At 47.8% G+C, this 19,248-nt stretch carries 18 protein-coding genes and 1 pseudogene; 2 read left to right on the forward strand and 17 right to left on the reverse strand.

Annotation, left to right across the window (positions count from 1 at the left end; all coding sequences use genetic code 11):
* Positions 1-31: 31 nt before the first annotated feature.
* The gene (locus tag K0T92_RS09935) at positions 32-1,315 is read right to left on the reverse strand and encodes an ABC transporter ATP-binding protein (RefSeq protein WP_219872307.1); all 1,284 of its coding nucleotides are present in this window, start codon (positions 1,313-1,315) and stop codon (positions 32-34) included.
* A 20-nt stretch (positions 1,316-1,335) separates the two neighbouring features.
* Complete coding sequence (locus K0T92_RS09940) at positions 1,336-2,142, reverse strand: ABC transporter permease (RefSeq protein WP_246628040.1); 807 nt, start codon at positions 2,140-2,142, stop codon at positions 1,336-1,338.
* A 1,163-nt stretch (positions 2,143-3,305) separates the two neighbouring features.
* Between K0T92_RS09940 and K0T92_RS25620 the strand changes: the two are divergent.
* A pseudogene (locus tag K0T92_RS25620) lies at positions 3,306-3,752 on the forward strand (O-antigen ligase family protein); the annotation flags it as partial.
* A gap of 1,237 nt (positions 3,753-4,989) precedes the next feature.
* A complete protein-coding gene (locus K0T92_RS09950) occupies positions 4,990-6,564 on the forward strand; it encodes an S-layer homology domain-containing protein (RefSeq protein WP_219872309.1) in 1,575 nt (524 codons plus the stop codon).
* Between the two features lie 634 nt (positions 6,565-7,198).
* On the opposite strand, the gene K0T92_RS09955 is transcribed toward K0T92_RS09950, so the two are convergent.
* The 15 genes from K0T92_RS09955 to K0T92_RS10025 form a co-directional block, all read right to left on the reverse strand.
* Positions 7,199-7,600 (reverse strand): F0F1 ATP synthase subunit epsilon, encoded by a 402-nt coding sequence (locus tag K0T92_RS09955; RefSeq protein WP_219872310.1) that lies wholly within the window; start codon positions 7,598-7,600, stop codon positions 7,199-7,201.
* Between the two features lie 23 nt (positions 7,601-7,623).
* A complete protein-coding gene (gene atpD / locus K0T92_RS09960; RefSeq protein WP_219872311.1) occupies positions 7,624-9,030 on the reverse strand; it encodes a F0F1 ATP synthase subunit beta in 1,407 nt (468 codons plus the stop codon).
* Between the two features lie 63 nt (positions 9,031-9,093).
* On the reverse strand, positions 9,094-9,954 hold the full coding sequence (gene atpG, locus K0T92_RS09965; protein ID WP_219872312.1) for an ATP synthase F1 subunit gamma: 861 nt from the start codon (positions 9,952-9,954) through the stop codon (positions 9,094-9,096).
* Positions 9,955-10,137: 183 nt separating this feature from the next.
* Complete coding sequence (gene atpA / locus K0T92_RS09970; RefSeq protein WP_219872313.1) at positions 10,138-11,652, reverse strand: F0F1 ATP synthase subunit alpha; 1,515 nt, start codon at positions 11,650-11,652, stop codon at positions 10,138-10,140.
* 16 nt (positions 11,653-11,668) lie between these two features.
* Entirely contained in the window at positions 11,669-12,217 is a 549-nt protein-coding gene (locus K0T92_RS09975) for a F0F1 ATP synthase subunit delta (RefSeq protein ID WP_219872314.1), read from the reverse strand.
* Positions 12,214-12,699 (reverse strand): F0F1 ATP synthase subunit B, encoded by a 486-nt coding sequence (gene atpF, locus K0T92_RS09980; RefSeq protein WP_219872315.1) that lies wholly within the window; start codon positions 12,697-12,699, stop codon positions 12,214-12,216. Before atpF ends, K0T92_RS09975 begins: the two co-directional genes overlap by 4 nt.
* A gap of 99 nt (positions 12,700-12,798) precedes the next feature.
* A complete protein-coding gene (gene atpE / locus K0T92_RS09985) occupies positions 12,799-13,014 on the reverse strand; it encodes a F0F1 ATP synthase subunit C (protein WP_219872316.1) in 216 nt (71 codons plus the stop codon).
* 106 nt (positions 13,015-13,120) lie between these two features.
* Positions 13,121-13,888, reverse strand: coding sequence for a F0F1 ATP synthase subunit A (atpB, locus tag K0T92_RS09990; RefSeq protein ID WP_219872317.1), 768 nt, complete (start codon positions 13,886-13,888; stop codon positions 13,121-13,123).
* Positions 13,889-13,897: 9 nt separating this feature from the next.
* On the reverse strand, positions 13,898-14,278 hold the full coding sequence (locus K0T92_RS09995) for an ATP synthase subunit I (protein WP_219872318.1): 381 nt from the start codon (positions 14,276-14,278) through the stop codon (positions 13,898-13,900).
* Entirely contained in the window at positions 14,271-14,492 is a 222-nt protein-coding gene (locus K0T92_RS10000; protein WP_219872319.1) for an AtpZ/AtpI family protein, read from the reverse strand. The genes K0T92_RS09995 and K0T92_RS10000 overlap by 8 nt, the downstream gene beginning before the upstream one ends.
* A gap of 190 nt (positions 14,493-14,682) precedes the next feature.
* Complete coding sequence (wecB, locus tag K0T92_RS10005; protein ID WP_281423134.1) at positions 14,683-15,831, reverse strand: non-hydrolyzing UDP-N-acetylglucosamine 2-epimerase; 1,149 nt, start codon at positions 15,829-15,831, stop codon at positions 14,683-14,685.
* 71 nt (positions 15,832-15,902) lie between these two features.
* Positions 15,903-16,532, reverse strand: coding sequence for a uracil phosphoribosyltransferase (gene upp, locus K0T92_RS10010; protein ID WP_219872320.1), 630 nt, complete (start codon positions 16,530-16,532; stop codon positions 15,903-15,905).
* Positions 16,533-16,771: 239 nt separating this feature from the next.
* The gene (locus K0T92_RS10015; protein WP_219872321.1) at positions 16,772-17,881 is read right to left on the reverse strand and encodes a glycine-rich domain-containing protein; all 1,110 of its coding nucleotides are present in this window, start codon (positions 17,879-17,881) and stop codon (positions 16,772-16,774) included.
* Positions 17,882-17,939: 58 nt separating this feature from the next.
* Positions 17,940-18,194, reverse strand: a complete 255-nt coding sequence (locus K0T92_RS10020) for an acyl carrier protein (RefSeq protein WP_219872322.1) — start codon at positions 18,192-18,194, stop codon at positions 17,940-17,942.
* A 10-nt stretch (positions 18,195-18,204) separates the two neighbouring features.
* Positions 18,205-19,230 carry a BtrH N-terminal domain-containing protein gene (locus K0T92_RS10025; protein WP_219872323.1) on the reverse strand — a complete coding sequence of 342 codons (1,026 nt, stop codon included), beginning with the start codon at positions 19,228-19,230 and terminating at the stop codon, positions 18,205-18,207.
* Positions 19,231-19,248: the final 18 nt, after the last annotated feature.

The raw sequence follows: 19,248 nt of genomic DNA on the forward strand, positions 1-19,248 counted from the left end.
CGATCAAATAGCTCCTGGGGCTGGATTCATATTAGGTATACTCAATTTCAATTTCACTCTCAAGATTGGCAATTCCGAAGCTTCTATCATTCTTCTCAGGAAGAATCTTCAATTCGATCACATCATAGCGACGATCCAAAGGAACGATGTCCCCATTAATCAATTCTACAAATCCAAGTGAAATAAAGTAATCGCCGGGCATGAGCCGCATCTTTTGCTTGAAGGTAATCAGTGCCGTATCTCCATCTGACAGCTCTCTGAAATCATAGCCGCGAAAATAAGAATTGGTGCCGAATACATCAACACCTTTAACCGATTTCACCGTCATAGCGAATATAGGCTGTGTAATCCTTCGATTGGCCTTCACTCTAAATTGAACATCCAGCTCCTCGGAAGTGGTAAGTGTCACAATTTCATCAATACCTCTTCCACCCACTGAAATCCATTCAATAACCCCGTCATGATTGCCATATCTATATTCCTTTGATTTGGTCTCCTCGGTATAATCGGCCCCTTTAAATGTCTTAACAGCTGATTCGGGTGCCTTTTCTTCTACCTTCGCTTCACTTTCTTCATTGGAAAGCTGTGAGAACAATACTTTCGTATAGTGGTTTACAACATCATTAGGATCTCCGATATCGAGCAGCTTGCCCCGGTCAATGAGAATCGCTTTATCGCATATTTGTCTGACGGTTTGCAGATCATGCGAAACAACGAGTATTGTCTTGCCCGCCTCTTTAAGAGCTTTAATTTTCTCGAAGCATTTCAACTGGAATCTTCCGTCACCTACAGCGAGCGCTTCATCTACAATCAAGATGTCCGGATCGACATTGATTGAGACAGCAAAGGCTAATCGCACATACATTCCACTGGAATAAGTCTTCACAGGCTGATCGATAAAGTCGCCGATATCGGCAAATTTCAAAATTTCGTCAAATCGTTGTTCAATTTCATCACGGCCAATGCCCAAGATCGATGCATTCAAATAAACATTCTCTCGGCCTGTAAACTCCGGATTGAACCCACTTCCTAATTCCAGCAGTGCGGCTACACGGCCGTCCACTTCAATCTCTCCGCTGCTTGGTGTCAAAGTCCCCGCGATCATCTGGAGAAGAGTACTCTTGCCCGATCCGTTTCTTCCAATGATGCCAACAGCCTCCCCCCGGAACACTTCAAAGGAAAGCGGCTGCAGGGCGTTGAAATCACGGTAATACTGTTTGTTCTTAAAAAGAAACTGCATTAGCCGGTCTTGAGGCTTCTCAAAAATTCGGTATGTCTTAGACAAATGGGAAATTCTTATCGATGGCTTTGTCATATTTTTATCAATCCTTTTCATTATAAAACATCAGCGAAGCCTTTTTTTGTTTTACGAAACCAAGCCAATCCGGCAAAACAAATCAGTGCCGAAACCAGAATTTCCAGCAATAAAACTCGTAAGTCCGGGGCAGTTCCCCATACTAGAATGCTTCTCATATCTTCAACAAAATAGGTAATGGGATTAATATAATAAAACCATTTGAAATCAGCCGGGATAACATTAACGGAATAGAATATTGGGCTTAGCAGCATGAGGGATTGAATTGCTATCCCGATCAGTTGGCCAATGTCTCTCAAATAAACGCCCAAAGAGGACAGCAACCATGACAATCCCAATGTAAATAACACCACAGGGAGTAGAACGATCGGCAGAAGAAGTACCGTCCAACTTAAACTTCCCATAAAAACTAAAGTAAAAATGATAATAAGCAAGATATTGATCGTTGCGGTGACCAATGTGGACCCCAGAGCGATCAGAGAAAATAATTCAAGCGGGAACACAACTTTTTTAACATAATTGACGTTACTCATTACCAGACTCGGGGAACGGGATACAACCTCTGCGAAAATATTGTAAGTGGTCAATCCGCAAAATACGATAATAGCAAATTCCAGTTTATTCGTGTTTCCTGTCTGCCATTTGGACTGGAATATCTCACTGAAAACAAACGTATACACCATAAGCATGAACATCGGCGTCAAGAAAGTCCAGAGAAATCCAAGATAGGAGCCTTTATAACGGCTGACCGTTTCTCTCTTAATAAATTGAAACAGTATCGATCGGTTTCTCCTCAAATATGCAACCATCTTGTTTGCTAAATTCATTTCATTATTTCACTCCATATTTAAATATTTGATCTATGTGCAACGATTCATAAAGAATATCATAGCAGATTCCATTCTCATAGTGTCAAGGCACAACAAACCGCTAGTGATATATACCAATTCTCCCGACAACTAGTATAACTTATCTCGCTCATCAACTAGATTTACAGTGCACGATTTGTTAGAATATAGCGGACGCGTGGTCAGGTTAGTATTATCACTAAAGGAGCTTTTTAATAATGAAAAAGAAAGATCGGCCGATTCTACAGACAACTATAGACGACAACAATACCTCTCTCCTGCAATGGACTCTATTAATCGCTGTTGTCTTCTTCATCTTCATCTTTCAGTTCCGAGTGGCGTTATTCAATGCCTTTACAGTCGGGAATGGCGACGCCTTCGGATTTGAAGCTCCTTTGCTTGAAGCAATGATTTACACATTTGCACTGCTTCTCATTGCCGGGATCCGGCTAATTCGCACATGGAAAATAAACGACTTTAGAGCCATTCTTTCTATGGCCGTATTATTTCTCCCAGTAATGTATCTCATGTCCTATATAGGCGCTGTTACCGTGCATAACGCGAAGCTGATGATGCTCACACAATTCATGGTGGTTGCATTCTTCATCCTGGGTTTGTATATCGCAGAAAATAAACTTCACCGGACAATCCTTGCGAAGGCTATACAGCTGTCCGGTTATGGTGTCGTTATTTATGGATTAATGAACCTGTTCGGTCAGGCTTATTTCCCTAATGCATTGTGGAAAGCAGATGAATCGTTCAGATTGACGTCCATCTTCCAATACTCCAACTCCTATGCCGGGTTTCTGACCGCATTGTTTCTGGGAGGACTATTTCTAGTCATTCATTGCAAGCAGTGGTATTGGCGTTCACTTCATGCATTTATGTTAGTGCCAATCTGGATCTCGATGATGCTCACTTATTCCAGGGCAGCGCTGCTTTTCGTTCCTCTTCTGGTGCTTATCATTCTTCCTTTCCTGCGCATTGGCAAACAATTCACTTATTTAATATACATGTTTCTCGCAATTGTTTCATCTTTCGCTATTTTGAGTAATATAACAATAGCTGCGGACAAAATAGCAACTGCACTTAATTTTGAATCCGAGGCAGGCAATACATTCTCGATCTGGAATAAACAGCCGATGATCGGCTGGGGTCTATTAATTGGAGCAGCCTTGGTGGTTGCTGCCATCATCACCATTTTCCATTCGAGGCTATTGAATTGGATTGACAGCAAGACGGAGAAATTTACAGCGAACAAATGGTCATTCGTTGCAGTCCCGCTGATCTTCGTTATCATTGGCAGTCTTGCAGCCACATTGCTTCTTGCTAGCAGTGGCGTCAGGTCGCTATTGCCAGCCAGCATCGCTGATCGGATAGCCAATATTAATTTCGAGCAGCACAGCGTGCTGGAACGCGGAACCTTCTATAAGGATGCACTCAAATTGTCGGGCGACTATCCGCTTATAGGTGCAGGCGGCGGAGCATGGACCGTACTCTACGAGGAATATCAGAATAATCCGTATACGAGCAGGCAAGCCCACAGCTACTTTTTTCAGACATTAATTGAGATCGGCTGGATTGGTCTGATCCTTTTAATTGCATTCCTTGTTCTAGTCTATACCCTGTTTATAAGAGCTTATATTAGAAATCCTGAGCTTCGGGGCAGCCAATTATTCTTCTTTATCCTATCGATATCCATTCTTGCCCACAGTGCCATTGATTTTGATATGAGCTACAGTTATCTTGCGATAATCGTATTCTTGTCTCTAGGCGCAATGCTGGCACCGTTTCATCAGAAACTGGTCTTGCCTTCGATGGAATCCATAAAGGATCGCAAGTGGCGCATAGCCTATCCGATCTCGTTATCCTTGATCGCCCTTATTCTGTTTACCTGGGTGTATCGTGAATACAGCGGCAATCTGGCTTATCGCCATGCCATGGATCTTGCGGTTGTTCAGCAGAAATCACTGGATGAATTATTGCCTTCTATTGATGATGCTATTAACATTTCCCCGTCTCATCCCGATTATACTTTAAGAAAAATAAACTGGATGAAACAGGCGTTTCAACAAACCGGAGATGTTAAATTCCGACAGGAAATTAAAAAACTGATCGATCAACTGAAACCTTTTGAGCCTTACAATCGTTATCTATTACTGGAAGAGTATCAATTCTACAAAGACGAAGGCCAACAGGATCGGGTCCTTCAGGTTTTGAATGATGGCATCAAGAAGTTTCAATGGGATATTAACTTTTATGAAGCAGCTATTATGGAGTATTATTTGGCCGGTGAGAAGGACAAGCAGAATAATCCTGAGCTCACGGACACAAAATGGAAACAATCTCTCGAATTATATCAAGAAGTGCTTAATCGCATCGAGCTTCTCAAGACATTGCCCGAGACACAGCTTCAAGGCCGTGAATTCAATGTCACCTTCCTAATGAGGCAGGCCATCGGCATCATCCACTACAATCATAAGGATTATGAAGCCGCTAAAGCCTTGCTGGTACAGGATATTGCTGAGAATTTACAAGATAACGTCTATGCGCGAACGACAGTCCGCTACTACCTTGCCTCACTGGAAGCTACGGGGCAGAATGACGAGAATTTGTATAACAAATTAATTGAAGCTGACGAGAACGAGAGAGCCTCTTTAGAGGAACTATATAAGAATAATTAGCTGATATTGTAACTTTTTACTTTAATATCTTTTAAAGATTTGATATTGTCATAATATGAGACTTTCTTTCCAATCCATCCTGTTATATAATTGTTTTTCGATAGGTTCACTATTCTTTCGTGAAAGGAGGTGAAAACAAAAAATGAAAAAGGTTTTGACAAGCAAAATTTCAGCACTTATCGCATCATTGATGATTGTTTCAGTGCTAGTTCCAGTTCTCGCTTTCGCTGCTAACGCAACTAACGGATACAGAAATGTTTCCTATGCTAACAGCAAAGTAACGGGTACTGTATATGTAACAGACGCTACTTATGCAGCTCTTAACGGAGAAAAAGTTGCCATTTATGTTTACGGTCACGATAAAACATCAGCATTTGATGTTGTTTACGGTACCTACTCCTCTAATGGTGAGTACAATTTCGAAGTTGTTGCTCCATACGCAACGTATGCTACATATTACCCGTTGCAGTTGAAATACTTCTATCCAGGTAGCAGCACTCCTGTTACTACGTGGGTTTACAACTCACAAAGTAATGGTGGTGGTTTCTTCCCAGGAGGCACTAATGGAGTAATTGACAACAACGGTAAAGTAGACGGCACTGCACTGAGCAATCTCTTTGCACAAGATAAGAACCAAACGATCATCTCCAAATCCGATGTAGTAACTATTCCTGCTGACGCTTTGATCAAAGGTGAGTCTCTGACGATTAAGCTGGAGGACGGTACGTCCATCACGCTTCCAATCGCTGCACTGAAACTGGAAGAGCAAGCTAAATCCCTCGGGGTGGCGCTTAAAGATCTGGTGATCCGTGTAGAACTGAAGAAACTTGCTGGTGACGCTGCTAAAGCAGTAACTGATGCTATCTACGGAATCGATGCGAAACCACTGGCTACGCCAGTTGATTTCAAAATCGTTGCTGTTGGTAACGGTAAAGAACAACAAATCAACAACCTTGGAACGTACTTCAAACGTACTCTTCCAGTTGCTGGTACTGTTGATTCCAAGACGGTAACCGGTGTATTGTACAACCCTGCTACGAAAGAGCTGAGCTTCGTCCCAGCTACGTTCGCTGCTGAGAATGGCAATACGATCGCTACTCTTATCCGTAACAGCACGAGTATCTACTCTGTCATCCAATTGGACGCTGTATCCTTCAAGGATCTTGCGAACCACTGGGCGAAGAAAGATATCGAGACTTTAGCAGCGAAGTTGGTTGTTGAAGGTACGGGCGCTAACAAGTTCGAACCTAAACGCAACATCACTCGCGCTGAGTTCGCGGCACTGATCGTCCGTTCACTCGGACTTGATGCTACTGGAACAACATCGAAGTTTTCCGATGTTTCGTCCAAAAAATGGTATGCTGGCGTTGTAGCTGCTGCTGCAGAGGCTGGTATCATCAAAGGTGACGAAAAAGGTAAATTCAATCCGAATGCAAACATCACTCGCAAAGAGCTTTCGGCAATGGTAGTTCGTGCCGCTGCATTTGCAGGTAAAGAAGTTAAACTGACAGATGCGGAAGTATCTGCAGCACTGGCTAGCTTTACGGATGCGAGCAACTTGGGCTGGGCAAAAGCGGAAGTTGCTGCTGCTGTAAAATCGGGTATTGTTGAAGGTCAATCCGCTACGAAAGTAGCTGGTAACTCTAACGCTAACCGTGCTGAAGCAGCTACAATGGTTATCCGTTTCCTTGGTAACGTTGGATTCATCAACAACTAATCCAATTCAACCAAATAAAAAGAGCTCCCTCACGGGGGCTCTTTTTATTGTGCTGTCTGCTGCCTCTCAGCGAATATACGAATAAGCTGATCTCTAAGATCTCATCACCAGATGGACACATCAATCATGAAGAGCCCTTCGTTCAGGGGTAACTAAAGAGTCGCTTAAGCGCTTGATCTTCCTTTTTCTCCTTCTTCAATGGCTAATAGTGCGATATTCTAGCTGCTATTGAGGGAGTCAGCCATTTGAAATCATATTCTCAAGAACGGTCTTTGCGGATCTGGCGTGAGGTCTAGGTATGCTGTGTTTAGTTAGACGGATCAACTTCGTAGTATTTTGAGATTATAGTAGCTGCCTGGCGATGTTCATGTGAAGCGGCCAATGACATTATTGACGTAGCGAACGTGATGGTTGGCCAAAACCGAGAGGTCGCATGATTCTGGAGAAGCGTCAGCGTTCGCCTTTGTACCCGGATTCCTCCATTAGTTATTTCATTCAAAGAATCCGGGAACAACAGCGATTGGAGGAACATGCGACCATGCAGTGGATGCGGCGAATAAATAATTTCAATAAAAAAGGGGTGTCCCGTCGTCATCTATGATGACTGTTGGGACACCCACTTTGTCGTTCCTAACTATACCCGATGCTTTGCATCCAAGCGGTTAATAGCACGTTGCAGGGAAAGCTCAGCGCGACGGAAATCAAACTCGTCACGCTTGCCGCTTAGACGCTGTTCAGCACGCTGCTTGGCAGCCTGTGCACGTTCAACGTCAATATCAGCAGGCAGCTCAGCGCTCTCGGCCAAGATAACGACCTTGTCCTTGCGCACTTCGATGAAGCCACCGTTGACGGCTACTACTTGTTCGGCACGGTCTTTCTTGATTGTAACCGGTGCGATCCGCAAAGGTGTTACGAGCGGGATATGATTCGGCAGAATCCCCAGCTCGCCTTCCACGCCTTTGACGATCACCATATTAACATTCTCAGCGTATACTTTACGCTCAGGTGTAACGATTTCTAATAAAAAGGTGCTCATGTGGAACCCTCCTGCCTTCGCTATTACAGCGTTTTGGCTTTCTCCACGGCTTCTTCAATCGTACCAACGTACATGAATGCCGCTTCCGGCAGATTGTCGTGCTTGCCGTCTAGGATCTCCTTGAAGCTGCGTACCGTTTCTTTAACCGGTACATACTTACCTGGTGTACCTGTGAATGGCTCAGCAACGTGGAAAGGCTGGGACAGGAAGCGTTCGATTTTCCGTGCGCGTGCAACGGTCACTTTATCTTCCTCGGACAGCTCATCCATACCAAGGATGGCGATAATATCTTGAAGCTCTTTGTAGCGCTGAAGAATTTTCTTAACGCCTTGAGCGACATTGTAATGCTCTTCTCCTAGTACTTCCGGAGTCAGAATACGCGAGGACGATGCCAGCGGATCTACTGCCGGGAAGATACCTTTCTCGGAGATTTTACGCTCCAAGTTAGTTGTAGCATCCAAGTGGGCAAATGTTGTAGCTGGAGCCGGATCCGTATAGTCATCGGCAGGTACGTAGATCGCTTGAATCGACGTAACAGAGCCTTTCTTCGTGGACGTGATACGCTCCTGCAGTTGGCCCATCTCAGTTGCGAGGGTTGGCTGGTAACCTACCGCGGATGGCATACGACCAAGAAGTGCGGATACCTCAGAACCTGCTTGGGTGAAACGGAAGATGTTATCAACGAAGAGAAGAACGTCTTTGCCCTCTTCATCACGGAAATACTCAGCCATCGTCAGACCCGTCAAAGCAACACGCTGACGTGCTCCTGGCGGCTCATTCATTTGACCGAAGACCATTGCAGTCTTAGGCAATACGCCGGAATCCTTCATCTCATGGTACAAGTCATTACCTTCACGAGTACGCTCACCAACACCTGCGAATACGGAGATACCGCCGTGCTCTTGTGCGATGTTGTTGATCAGCTCTTGAATCGTAACGGTTTTACCAACACCTGCGCCGCCGAAAAGACCGATTTTACCGCCTTTTGCGTATGGAGCAAGCAGATCGATAACTTTAATTCCTGTTTCGAGAATTTCCGATTGCGTGGACAATTCATCGAAAGTAGGTGCTTCGCGGTGAATCGGCAAGTTTTTAGCAGATTTCGCTTCACCTGCATTGTCAATCGGTTCGCCGAGAACATTGAACACGCGGCCAAGTGTTGGTGCGCCGACCGGAATGGTGATCGGTGCGCCTGTGTCCACGACTTCAGTTCCGCGAACGAGGCCATCAGTCGTACTCATGGCAACAGCACGTACGATGTTGTCGCCAAGGTGAACTGCAACTTCAAGCGTCAAGTTAATATCTTTGCCGCCTGCAGCGTCAGCCTTATGCTCCACTTTGATCGCGTTCAAAATTTCCGGCAAGTGACCGCGTTCGAATTCAACGTCGACAACCGGACCCATGACGGATACAACGCGTCCTTTTTTCATGGTTTTCCCTCCTGCTTCCTTCATGGTTTCATATCGAAAACCGGTTCAATTCCATCCGGTCAATTAAGATTGTGCATTCGCTCCTGCGACGATCTCGGAGATTTCCTGGGTAATAGCTGCCTGCCGCGCACGGTTGTACGTCAGCGTCAGATTATTAATCATCTTCGTCGCATTTTTCGTTGCGTTGCCCATCGCTGTCATCCGCGCACCAAATTCGCTCGCTTTGCCGTCCAGCAGCGCACTGTAGATAAGCGTCTCTGCATATTTCGGCAGAAGCACTTCCAGCACACCCTCAGCAGAAGGCTCATACTCATAATTCGCTGCAGGCGCTGCTCCGCCAACCTCTTCAAGCGGCAGCAAACGTTTTGCAGTTGGAATTTGCGTCAGAGCATTAACGAATTCGTTGTAGAACAAGTAGAGCTCATCATATGCACCCTGCTCGAAGTTGCTTACTGCGGCAGAGGCAATAGATTTAATATCCGAGAAGGATGGAGAATCCGGCAACCCGGTTACTTCCTCCACGATCGGCATATTGCGGCGGCGGAAATGATCGCGCCCTTTGCGTCCGATAACGAACAATACATACTCGTCACTGGACTTATGCTTCTCTTGAATCATCTGGGACAGCTTACGAATGATGTTGGCGTTATAGCCGCCTGCAAGTCCACGATCTGAAGTGATGATCAGGTAGCCCGTTTTCTTGATTGGACGGGATTCCAGCATCGGGTGCTTAACGCCCTTCGTGCCGGCCGCAATGCTCGCAACGACTTCCTTCATCTTCTCAGCGTATGGACGAGCAGCCAGAGCAGCCTCCTGTGCGCGTCTTAGACGCGAAGCGGCAACCAGCTCCATCGCTTTCGTAATTTGCTTCGTATTCTGCTTACTCTTAATTTCCCGCTTGATGTCGCGCATGTTAGTAGCCATTTGGTTCACCCGCCTTTGTTGCTTGGCTATGGCATCCACTGAGAAAAGGACTTCATACCTCCTCTTGACGGGAACCGTCAATTCAGAGATTCAAATCCGCTTCCAGTGAATGGCCTCACCAAAGCCTGGTGTTGTTGCTTCAATAGAGAACTGCGCGCGATCGGTCGGCGCAGTCATTATATGTTAAGCTGTTACCGCAAAGCTTTTCTTGAACTTCGTGATCGCGTCCACGAGAGCTTTCTCGTTGTCGGCAACCAGATCCTTCGTATCACGAATCGAAGCCGGAATTTCCGGGTGGTTCGAATCGAGGAACGACAGGAATTCTTTCTCGAAGCGCAGAATGTCCGTTACTGGAATATCGTCAAGGTGGCCTTTAACTGCTGTGAAGATCGAGATGACTTGCTTCTCAACCGGCATTGGCTGGTTAACGCCTTGCTTCAGAATTTCCATTGTGCGGGCACCGCGATTGAGGCGCGATTGCGTCGATTTATCGAGGTCGGAACCGAACTGCGCGAACGCAGCAAGCTCACGGTATGCCGCCAGGTCAAGACGGAGCGTACCGGCAACCTTTTTCATCGCTTTAATTTGAGCCGCCCCACCTACACGGGAAACGGAGATACCAACGTTAATTGCCGGACGTTGTCCGGAATAGAACAGATCAGCCTCAAGGAAGATCTGTCCGTCGGTGATCGAGATTACGTTCGTAGGAATATATGCGGATACGTCAGACGCTTGCGTCTCGATGAATGGCAATGCGGTCAAAGAACCGCCGCCGTTCTCTTCGTTCAGCTTCGCTGCACGCTCCAGCAAACGGGAGTGAAGATAGAAGACGTCGCCCGGATAAGCTTCCCGACCCGGAGGACGGCGGAGCAGCAAGGACAACTCACGGTATGCTGCCGCTTGTTTGGACAAGTCATCATAGATAACGAGCACGTGCTCGCCTTTATACATGAAGTATTCACCCATTGCGCAGCCTGCGTAAGGAGCCAGGAAGAGCAATGGAGCCGGCTCGGATGCAGCAGCCGTAACAACGATCGTGTACTCCAGGGCGCCATTGCGGCGAAGTGTTTCTACAACGTTAGCAACGGTGGATTGCTTTTGACCGATAGCAACGTAGATACATTTAACGCCTTTGCCCTTTTGGTTGATGATCGCATCGATAGCGATAGCCGTTTTACCTGTTTGACGGTCACCGATGATAAGCTCACGTTGTCCGCGGCCGATCGGAACCATCGCATCGATTGCTTTAATACCGGTCTGCATCGGCTCATGAACCGATTTACGGTCGATAACGCCTGGCGCCGGTGATTCAACCGGACGGAACGTTGTCGTGTTGATCGGGCCTTTGCCGTCAACTGGTTGGCCAAGCGCGTTAACAACGCGGCCAAGCAGTTCTTCACCTACAGGAACCTCCATGATACGGCCAGAGCGTTTCACTTGGTCGCCTTCACGAATATCCTTGTATGGTCCGAGAATTACGACACCGACATTGTTCTCCTCAAGGTTGAGGGCCATGCCGATAACGCCATTCGAGAATTCGAGAAGCTCGCCGGACATCGCGTTCTCCAGTCCGTGTACGCGAGCGATACCGTCACCGACTTGGATGACCGTTCCGACATCTACGACTTGAATCTCGGATTTATATTGTTCGATCTGTTGTTTAATCAGCGTGCTGATTTCATCAGGTCTGATACTCAATTCCGTTCACCCCTATCTACAATGCTTGAGTTTTCAACGATTTTTCCAAACGTGCCAGCTTGCCGGACAGGCTTCCGTCGAACAGACGGTCACCGATACGAACCTGCACACCGCCGAGCAATGACGAATCTTCCACTTGCTCCGCTACAATCTTCTTGCCTGCAACAGCGCTGAACTTCTCTACCACTTTCGCCAGCTCATCTGCCGTCAGCAGCTTTGCCGTATATACAATTGCATGCGCTTGTCCAAGCGCCTCGCCTGCAACTTTGGTATAAGCCTCATATACAGCGCCGATCGCCCCTTGGCGTCCGCGTGCAATAAGAAGCTCCAGTGTATTCAGAACAACGTCAGATACTTTACCGGATAACGCGCCTTTAATAAGCGCGGTTTTCTTCGAAGTATCGATATTCGGAAACCCGAGGAAGCTGCGGATCTCCGCATCTCCTTCAAGTGCTTGAACGACGATTTTCAGCTGTTGTTCAACTTCTGCAACAACATTCTGCTGCTGCGCAAGCTCGAACAACGCCTTAGCGTAGCGCTTGGCTACAACGCTCTCGCGGCTCATTTGTTTCCAACCTCTTTCAAGTATTGGTCAACAAGCTGCTCTTGCGATTTCTCGTCGATTTGTTTCTCAATAATTTTAGAAGCGATCATAACAGACATGCCGCCCACTTGGCTGCGCAGTGCTGCAATCGCTTTATTTTTCTCGCTATCGATATCTTTAACTGCCTCGTCCTTCAGACGATTAGCTTCCGCTTTGGCAGCATTCATAATATCGTCTGCTTGCTTCGAGCTTGTAACTTTAGCGGATTCAATAATCTCGTAAGCTTCCTTGCGTGCTTGCTCAAGCGCTTTTTTCTGTGCTTCAAGATGCTCGCCAGCTTGCTTGCGGCTCTCTTCAGCGGTGCTCATTTGCTCTTGAACGAGCTTCTTGCGTTGTTCCATAATACCCATCAATGGTCCGAATGCATATTTGCTAAGGAGCCACAACAGCGCGAGGAACGCGATCATTGTAAATACGGTCGATTCCCATACAAAATTATCCATCTATGACACTCCTTTCTTCGTTCATTGCTTAATTGATGTGCCAATCAAAACGAAGGCGTGGATGGCATAGGCCAACCGCGCCAACCGTTATATGGAAAACTAAGCTCCGAAGTAAAGAAGGAAGCCGATAACTACGCCGATGATAGGAACTACCTCTACGATACCAACACCGATAAACATCGTTGTGGAAAGCGTACCGCGAAGCTCAGGCTGACGGGAAATACCTTCGATTGTTTTACTTACGATCAAACCGTTACCGATACCTGCGCCAAGTGCGCCCAAACCGATTGCCAAAGCAGCTGCCAAAAATTCCATTTTGAAATCCTCCTAAAAATAGGTTATTTTTTGTGTTGCTTGTATATTGTGATTCCCGCCTTGCGCACGAGTCGCTCGGTACAGCCGGGAAATTAAGCACCTTGCCTTAGTGATCCTCGTCATGCACTGTCGCTTGAGAGATATACACCATTGTTAGAATTGTGAAGAGGAACGCCTGAATACCGCCGACAAATATACTGAAGCCCTGCCATACGGCCATCAAAGGAATACCGACCCAGCCAAGCATCAGAATCGTCGAAATAAGTACCTCGCCGGCAAAAATATTCGCGTACAAACGCAGTGAAAGCGTAAGCGGCTTGGAAATCTCCTTCATAATGTTCAGCGGGAAAAAGATCGGGAACGGTTCAAAGTAGTGCTTCAGGTAATGCTTCGTATTCTTCGTTACCCCGAGGAAGTGAACCAGGAAAATAACGATAATCGCCAGACCAGCTGTTACGGACAAATCCGCTGTCGGAGACTTCCACCATGCGATATGGGCATGTCCGTCATACTTGGTGATGTCAGCTTCAGTAACGACCATGGAGCCTGCAATTTCCAATGGCTCATGATGTTCTGTGACGACACCGAAAGGAAGACCGAGCAGGTTCGAAATAAAGATGAACATAATCAGCGTAATCCCGAGATTAATGAAGTGCTTCGCCTTGCTGAGCGGCATCGTGCTAGCGACAGTGTCGTGTACGAATTCGATGACCCACTCCATAAAGTTCTGCATCTTCGAGGGATTGTGAACAGACAGATTGCTCACGGCTACCCGCGCGACAATGAATACGATTAAGCAGGATACAATGACCGAAATCCATGTAGAGAGATCAATGTGAAAACCTGCAATCTCAATAACCGGAAAAATATGCATATTGTGTTTTCACCCCTTTCCGCTGTTGCGCTTAGAATAGGTAACTGCACCAATCAGAAAAACCATTATCTGTACATAAAAGGCTGCGGACAAGGTCGCTGCGACATTCAGATGTTGCGGATACTTGTTGGCAATCATGACGGCTAACAATACAGTGGCAAGCCTTCCGGCCAAGCCAAGACTCATCTTCCTTGCTCCCTGCTCGACAACTGTACGCCCGATGTAATCAATACGCCGGCGCAGCAGTATTCCGTTGAACAGACTGGCACCGCAGCCAAGCACAATACCTGCTGCAACCGCTCTGCCATCCGGAACGAGAACCCATACCACCATGAATAGCGACATCATATAAAGAGCCGATCGCATTGCTTTCTTCAAGATCTCATCCATCGGTGTCCTCCAATACGAGCCTGACCAGTAAGACGCAGGATAAAATGCCAGCCGCCAGGCCGACAAGTACACCGCCTATAATCCATCCTGGCGAGTCTCCAAAAAGCGTGCCGACATAATAGCCCAAGAAGATGCAAATTGCGAAGTCTATTCCCATTACACCAACGAGCCCTGCAGCCCGCCATGGATTGTCTCCGCTACCCTTTTTTTTCATGACTTTTACCCCTGTCAACCCTCATACATTTTATCGAAGCGACATGTCTTTTGTCAATTGATATAAATTCAAACATTTAGTGAACGGTTCGCCGTAAAGCCTTGATTTATCAAGGTTTTACGGCCTATCAAACCATACAGTAGCACTGTACGCTGTAACCTTCTTCATGATGCCTGTTCCTCCGCATAATCTATGAACGTTGTGTGAACGGCCGGGGGCGCTCGCTCACGCGTCCGAAGTGATGCAGAATGGCCTCGACAATTCTTGCCGATGCTTGTCCGTCGCCATATGGATTAGCCGCTTGGCTCATCCGGTCGTAAAGCGCAGAATCTGTCAGAAGCGCGAACGCACGGTCATAGACCAGCGCCTCGTCGGTGCCGACGAGCTCCAGCGTACCCGCCTCGATTCCTTCAGGACGTTCGGTCGTATCTCTAAGCACCAGCGTCGGCACGCCGAACGAAGGCGCCTCTTCCTGCAGACCGCCCGAGTCGGTCATAATCATATAGGAATGCGGATAGAAATTGTGGAATTCAAAGACATCCAGCGGTTCAATCAGCTTGATGCGCGGATGACTGCCGAGAATTTCATTCGCGGGCTCGCGCACAGCCGGATTCGGATGAACGGCGTAGACGATCGCGACATCCTCGAACTCATCGGCGATACGCTTGACCGCGCGAAAAATATTCCGATGCGGCTCGCCCAGCGCCTCGCGCCGATGAGCCGTCATCAGGATCATCCGTTTGCCCTGCGCCCAGTCAATGACAGGATGGGAGAACGACTCGTCAACCGTATATTGGAAGACATCGGTCGCTGTATTGCCCGTCACATAGATGGTCGATTCCGACTTGTTCTCCTTGCGAAGATTGCTTGCTGACCACTCGGTAGGCGCAAAATGAACATCGGAGAGCACACCCGCAAGCTGACGGTTCATCTCCTCCGGGTAAGGGGAGAGCTTGTTCCATGTGCGAAGGCCTGCTTCTACATGGCCGACTTGAATTTGCTGAAGGAATGAGGCGTAGCTGGCCAGGAAAGTCGTCTGTGTATCGCCATGCACGAGCACGATGTCCGGCTTCGCCTCGCTAAGGATGGGTTCCAACCCTTCAAGCACGCGGACAGTCGTTTCTGTCAGCGTCTGCCGTTCCTTCATGACGTTCAGATCATAATCCGGCTCGATCTTGAAGAAATCCAGAACCTGATCCAGTATTTGCCGATGCTGTGCCGTTACGCATACGATCGATTCGATCTCATCCTTGTGCTTCTCCAGCTCCAGCACGAGCGGGGCCATCTTCACAGCCTCTGGACGTGTTCCAAATATAGTCATTACTTTAAGTTTAGCCAATGAAAGTCACTCCTATTAAAACTGATTCACATTTCTGCTGCCTGAGTCCCGCCATCAACGTCCTGCCGTCATTATTTCGTGCCATACATCCGGTCGCCAGCATCGCCAAGACCTGGCACTATGTATCCGTGATCATCAAGCTTCTCATCCAGCGCCGCAATGTAGATATCCACATCGGGATGCGCCTGATGAACCGCCGCAACGCCTTCAGGAGCAGCGATCAGGCACATCAGCTTAATCTGGGCGCAGCCGCGCTGCTTCAAGGTTTCAATCGCTGCGCAAGCCGAGCCTCCTGTGGCCAGCATAGGATCGATGACGATCAGCATGCGCTCGGTTGCATCAGAGGGCAGGTTCACATAATATTCCACCGGCTCGAGCGTATCGGGATGGCGGAACAGTCCGATGTGGCCGACTTTCGCGGAAGGAATGAGCTTCAGCATGCCATCCACCATGCCAAGACCGGCGCGCAGCACAGGAATAAGGCCGAGCATCCGGCCAGAAATCACCTTCCCTTCCGCTTCCGTAACCGGTGTCTCAACCGGAATCGATTGGAGAGGTACATCTCTTGTTATCTCATAAGCCATTAATGTCGCCACTTCATCTACAAGATCGCGGAAATCTTTCGTATTCGTATTTTTATCACGAATGTGTGTCAGCTTATGCTGAATGAGCGGATGGTCACAAACCACTAGTTTGCCCATATGGATCATCATCCTCCTGTGAAGACTGCTTCGCCTGCGGAACTTCGATTTTTTTACAATTGAGTCACAATCCTGTCTATTATAGCATCGGAAGCTTCATTCTGCACACTTCCCGCAGACCGATTGAGGGGCAATCATGTAAACGGTTTATTTCTGTATTTTAATGGAATATAAATATAAAAAACCGGCTGCTTCCGACTTCGTCGGAGCTACCGGTTTCACTAGTTTTCCCCTTTGTTCTAGCTGCCGCCCCCGCCGCAGCCGCCTCCGCCGCATGAGGATCCTCCTCCACACGAGGAACCTCCGCCGCCGTCGCCGCCTGAGGAGCCGCCCCCGCCACTATCACAGCCGCTGCCTCCATCGCCATGCGAGCCGCCATCGTTCCAGGAATGGCCATCCACGCCAGATGAACCCGATGACCCCACGCCGCCGCTGTTGGCCTCTAGCTGCTCCTTCGTCTGCGCTTCCTCCATCTGATGTTTGAAGTCATCGTCCGAGCCCGTCGAAGCAAAGAACAGCGCACCCGACAGTACTCCTGTCATATACGCGGGGTCTCCCCATCTCGCCGCATCACGGACGGAAGACTCTCTTGCAGAATCACGATTAAGCGAAGCTCTCGCAAGGGATGAGCCGCGATCAATTAAATAGTCCACAGCCCGGCGAAGATCAGCAAACGCCTCTGCCCCGCTCGCATTGAACCTCCGCTCAAGCAGCTGTTCCCTGCTCCAATTATGCAGCTCCGCAATACGCTCTTTGGAGAGCGGTGTCCGGTAGAAAGGCCCCCATAGTCTGGCGCTGGCCGCTGCCGGCCCGAACAGTTCTCCATACACCCAATCGAACCATGCCCGCTCACCAGCCTCCGGCTTGCTTCCCGGCGCATGAGGCGCATGATGAATAATGCTGCCCGACAGCTGCTTGCCGAATTGCTCGTATTCCCAAGTGAACATGAGCATCTCATGCCATACGTCATCTATCCTCGTACTGTACATCGGCACATGGCGCAGCAAGGCGCACATCAGAAAATATCGCTTCAGCTCAAACCACAGCCAGTTCCACTCGTCATCACGCAGCCGGGGCTGCGCCTTGAGCACACGATCCTTCACCCGGGCCTCAAAATCAGGACCAAGACCCGCTTCCAGCCGCTCCGCAGCGGATCTTGCCGGATGCCCCTCCGGAACACCAAGCACAGCCGGCGGCTTGCCTGCGAAGACAGACGGATAAATTCTCGTCATCCGCGAGGAACCCCTTCCGCTCCCCTTCTGCCCCTTCTTGCCGCTTTGATTAACAACAACCGCAATAATAGCTATAGCTATGAATAGAACTAGAATAACTGCTCCCATCTCACCCATACTAATCACCCGCTTGTCGTTGGTATAGGTTCATCATAGCATGAGACATTGCGGGACATCACCCTTTTTCTGCCTCTTGCTCATTTCTGATCAGAGTCATGATTGCCTCAATATTTTGGAAGTTGTCATATAATAAAAGGTCGTCCTCGATCATAATATTCGCTTTCTCCTCCAGATACAGCACAAATTCGACCATTCTAATGGAGTTGAAGCCATAGTTCAATAAATCCTCGTCAGCCGGAATGTTGTCGTCAATCTCAAGCACCTCTTGAAGACCGCGGAGGATCAATGGATATAATTCATCATTCAACATCGTTTACCCCCTAATCCTGACAACCGGATAATAAAGTATTTAAGTACTGCCTTTCTTCAAGGCAAATCTTCTCTATTCCCGTTTGAATTTCGATAACAGATTCGTCAGATAATGTTTTTGCAAAAGCATACCTGGCAGCAATCTTTCTCACCGCTACCCAGTGCAGAATGATGCTGCTCACGATCTCACACAAAGCAGGATTATTAAACTGCTGGACTTTCAACATTTCAGCCTGCTTCCCGCTTACGATGTGGTTGAACTGCTCGATCCATTCCTTCGCGAGTGCGGGGTCCGCCTCTCCGCTTCTAAACTTCTCCGGTAAACCGGATGCGAACTCCTCCAGAACAGCAATGCCTTCAAGGATTTCCTCCTGATGAGCCTCTACGAATTGAAGATATCTTGCATACTGATCCTCCAATACCGGGATTCTCTCGGCGTCCTGCATATTAAACTCCACATAGCTTGGTTGATCCGAGAAAATATGCACCTGCTCAATGCCTTCTTGCCCCATAAAGGTTTCACGAAAGCCGTTATAGGATCTCTCCAGGCAGTCAAAAGTTATCGTCGTATTCGTATACGACAGCGTTTCTCTATGCTTATGTTCAATAATATGGCACTGCCGGGAGACGTTGTCGAAGCCATGCACCACCAGGGCATGAGGCCAATGCATTTTGCCATAGGTATCCCTTCTCATTTCCTGGTAATAACTATCTACCCAGAGCATGACGGGGTTGTTGTTTCTGATGGCTCTCTGCAGACCGCTCAGCAGCTGTTCATTAAATGCGACAGGCGCCATCTCTATGCCCAGCTCAAGAAGCGATTCCTCAATGCTCTGCTGCGAAATATAGCGAACGGATACAGACGAAGCACAATCCTGGGTGCTATAAATGGCGATGTCATTAATAAACAAATGAAGCGGACTTCTTTTGTAATACCCTAATATAGGTACAAGCGCGTTGTATGCACATCCCTTATAGTGAAAATCGTTAAAAGGATGAAAATCGGACAATATGCACGCATCTGTTTTGGTTTCCACTTTGTCCTCCGGCCACTG

Source organism: Paenibacillus oenotherae (assembly GCF_019443105.1).
Taxonomy (GTDB): Bacteria; Bacillota; Bacilli; order Paenibacillales; family Paenibacillaceae; genus Paenibacillus_Z; species Paenibacillus_Z oenotherae.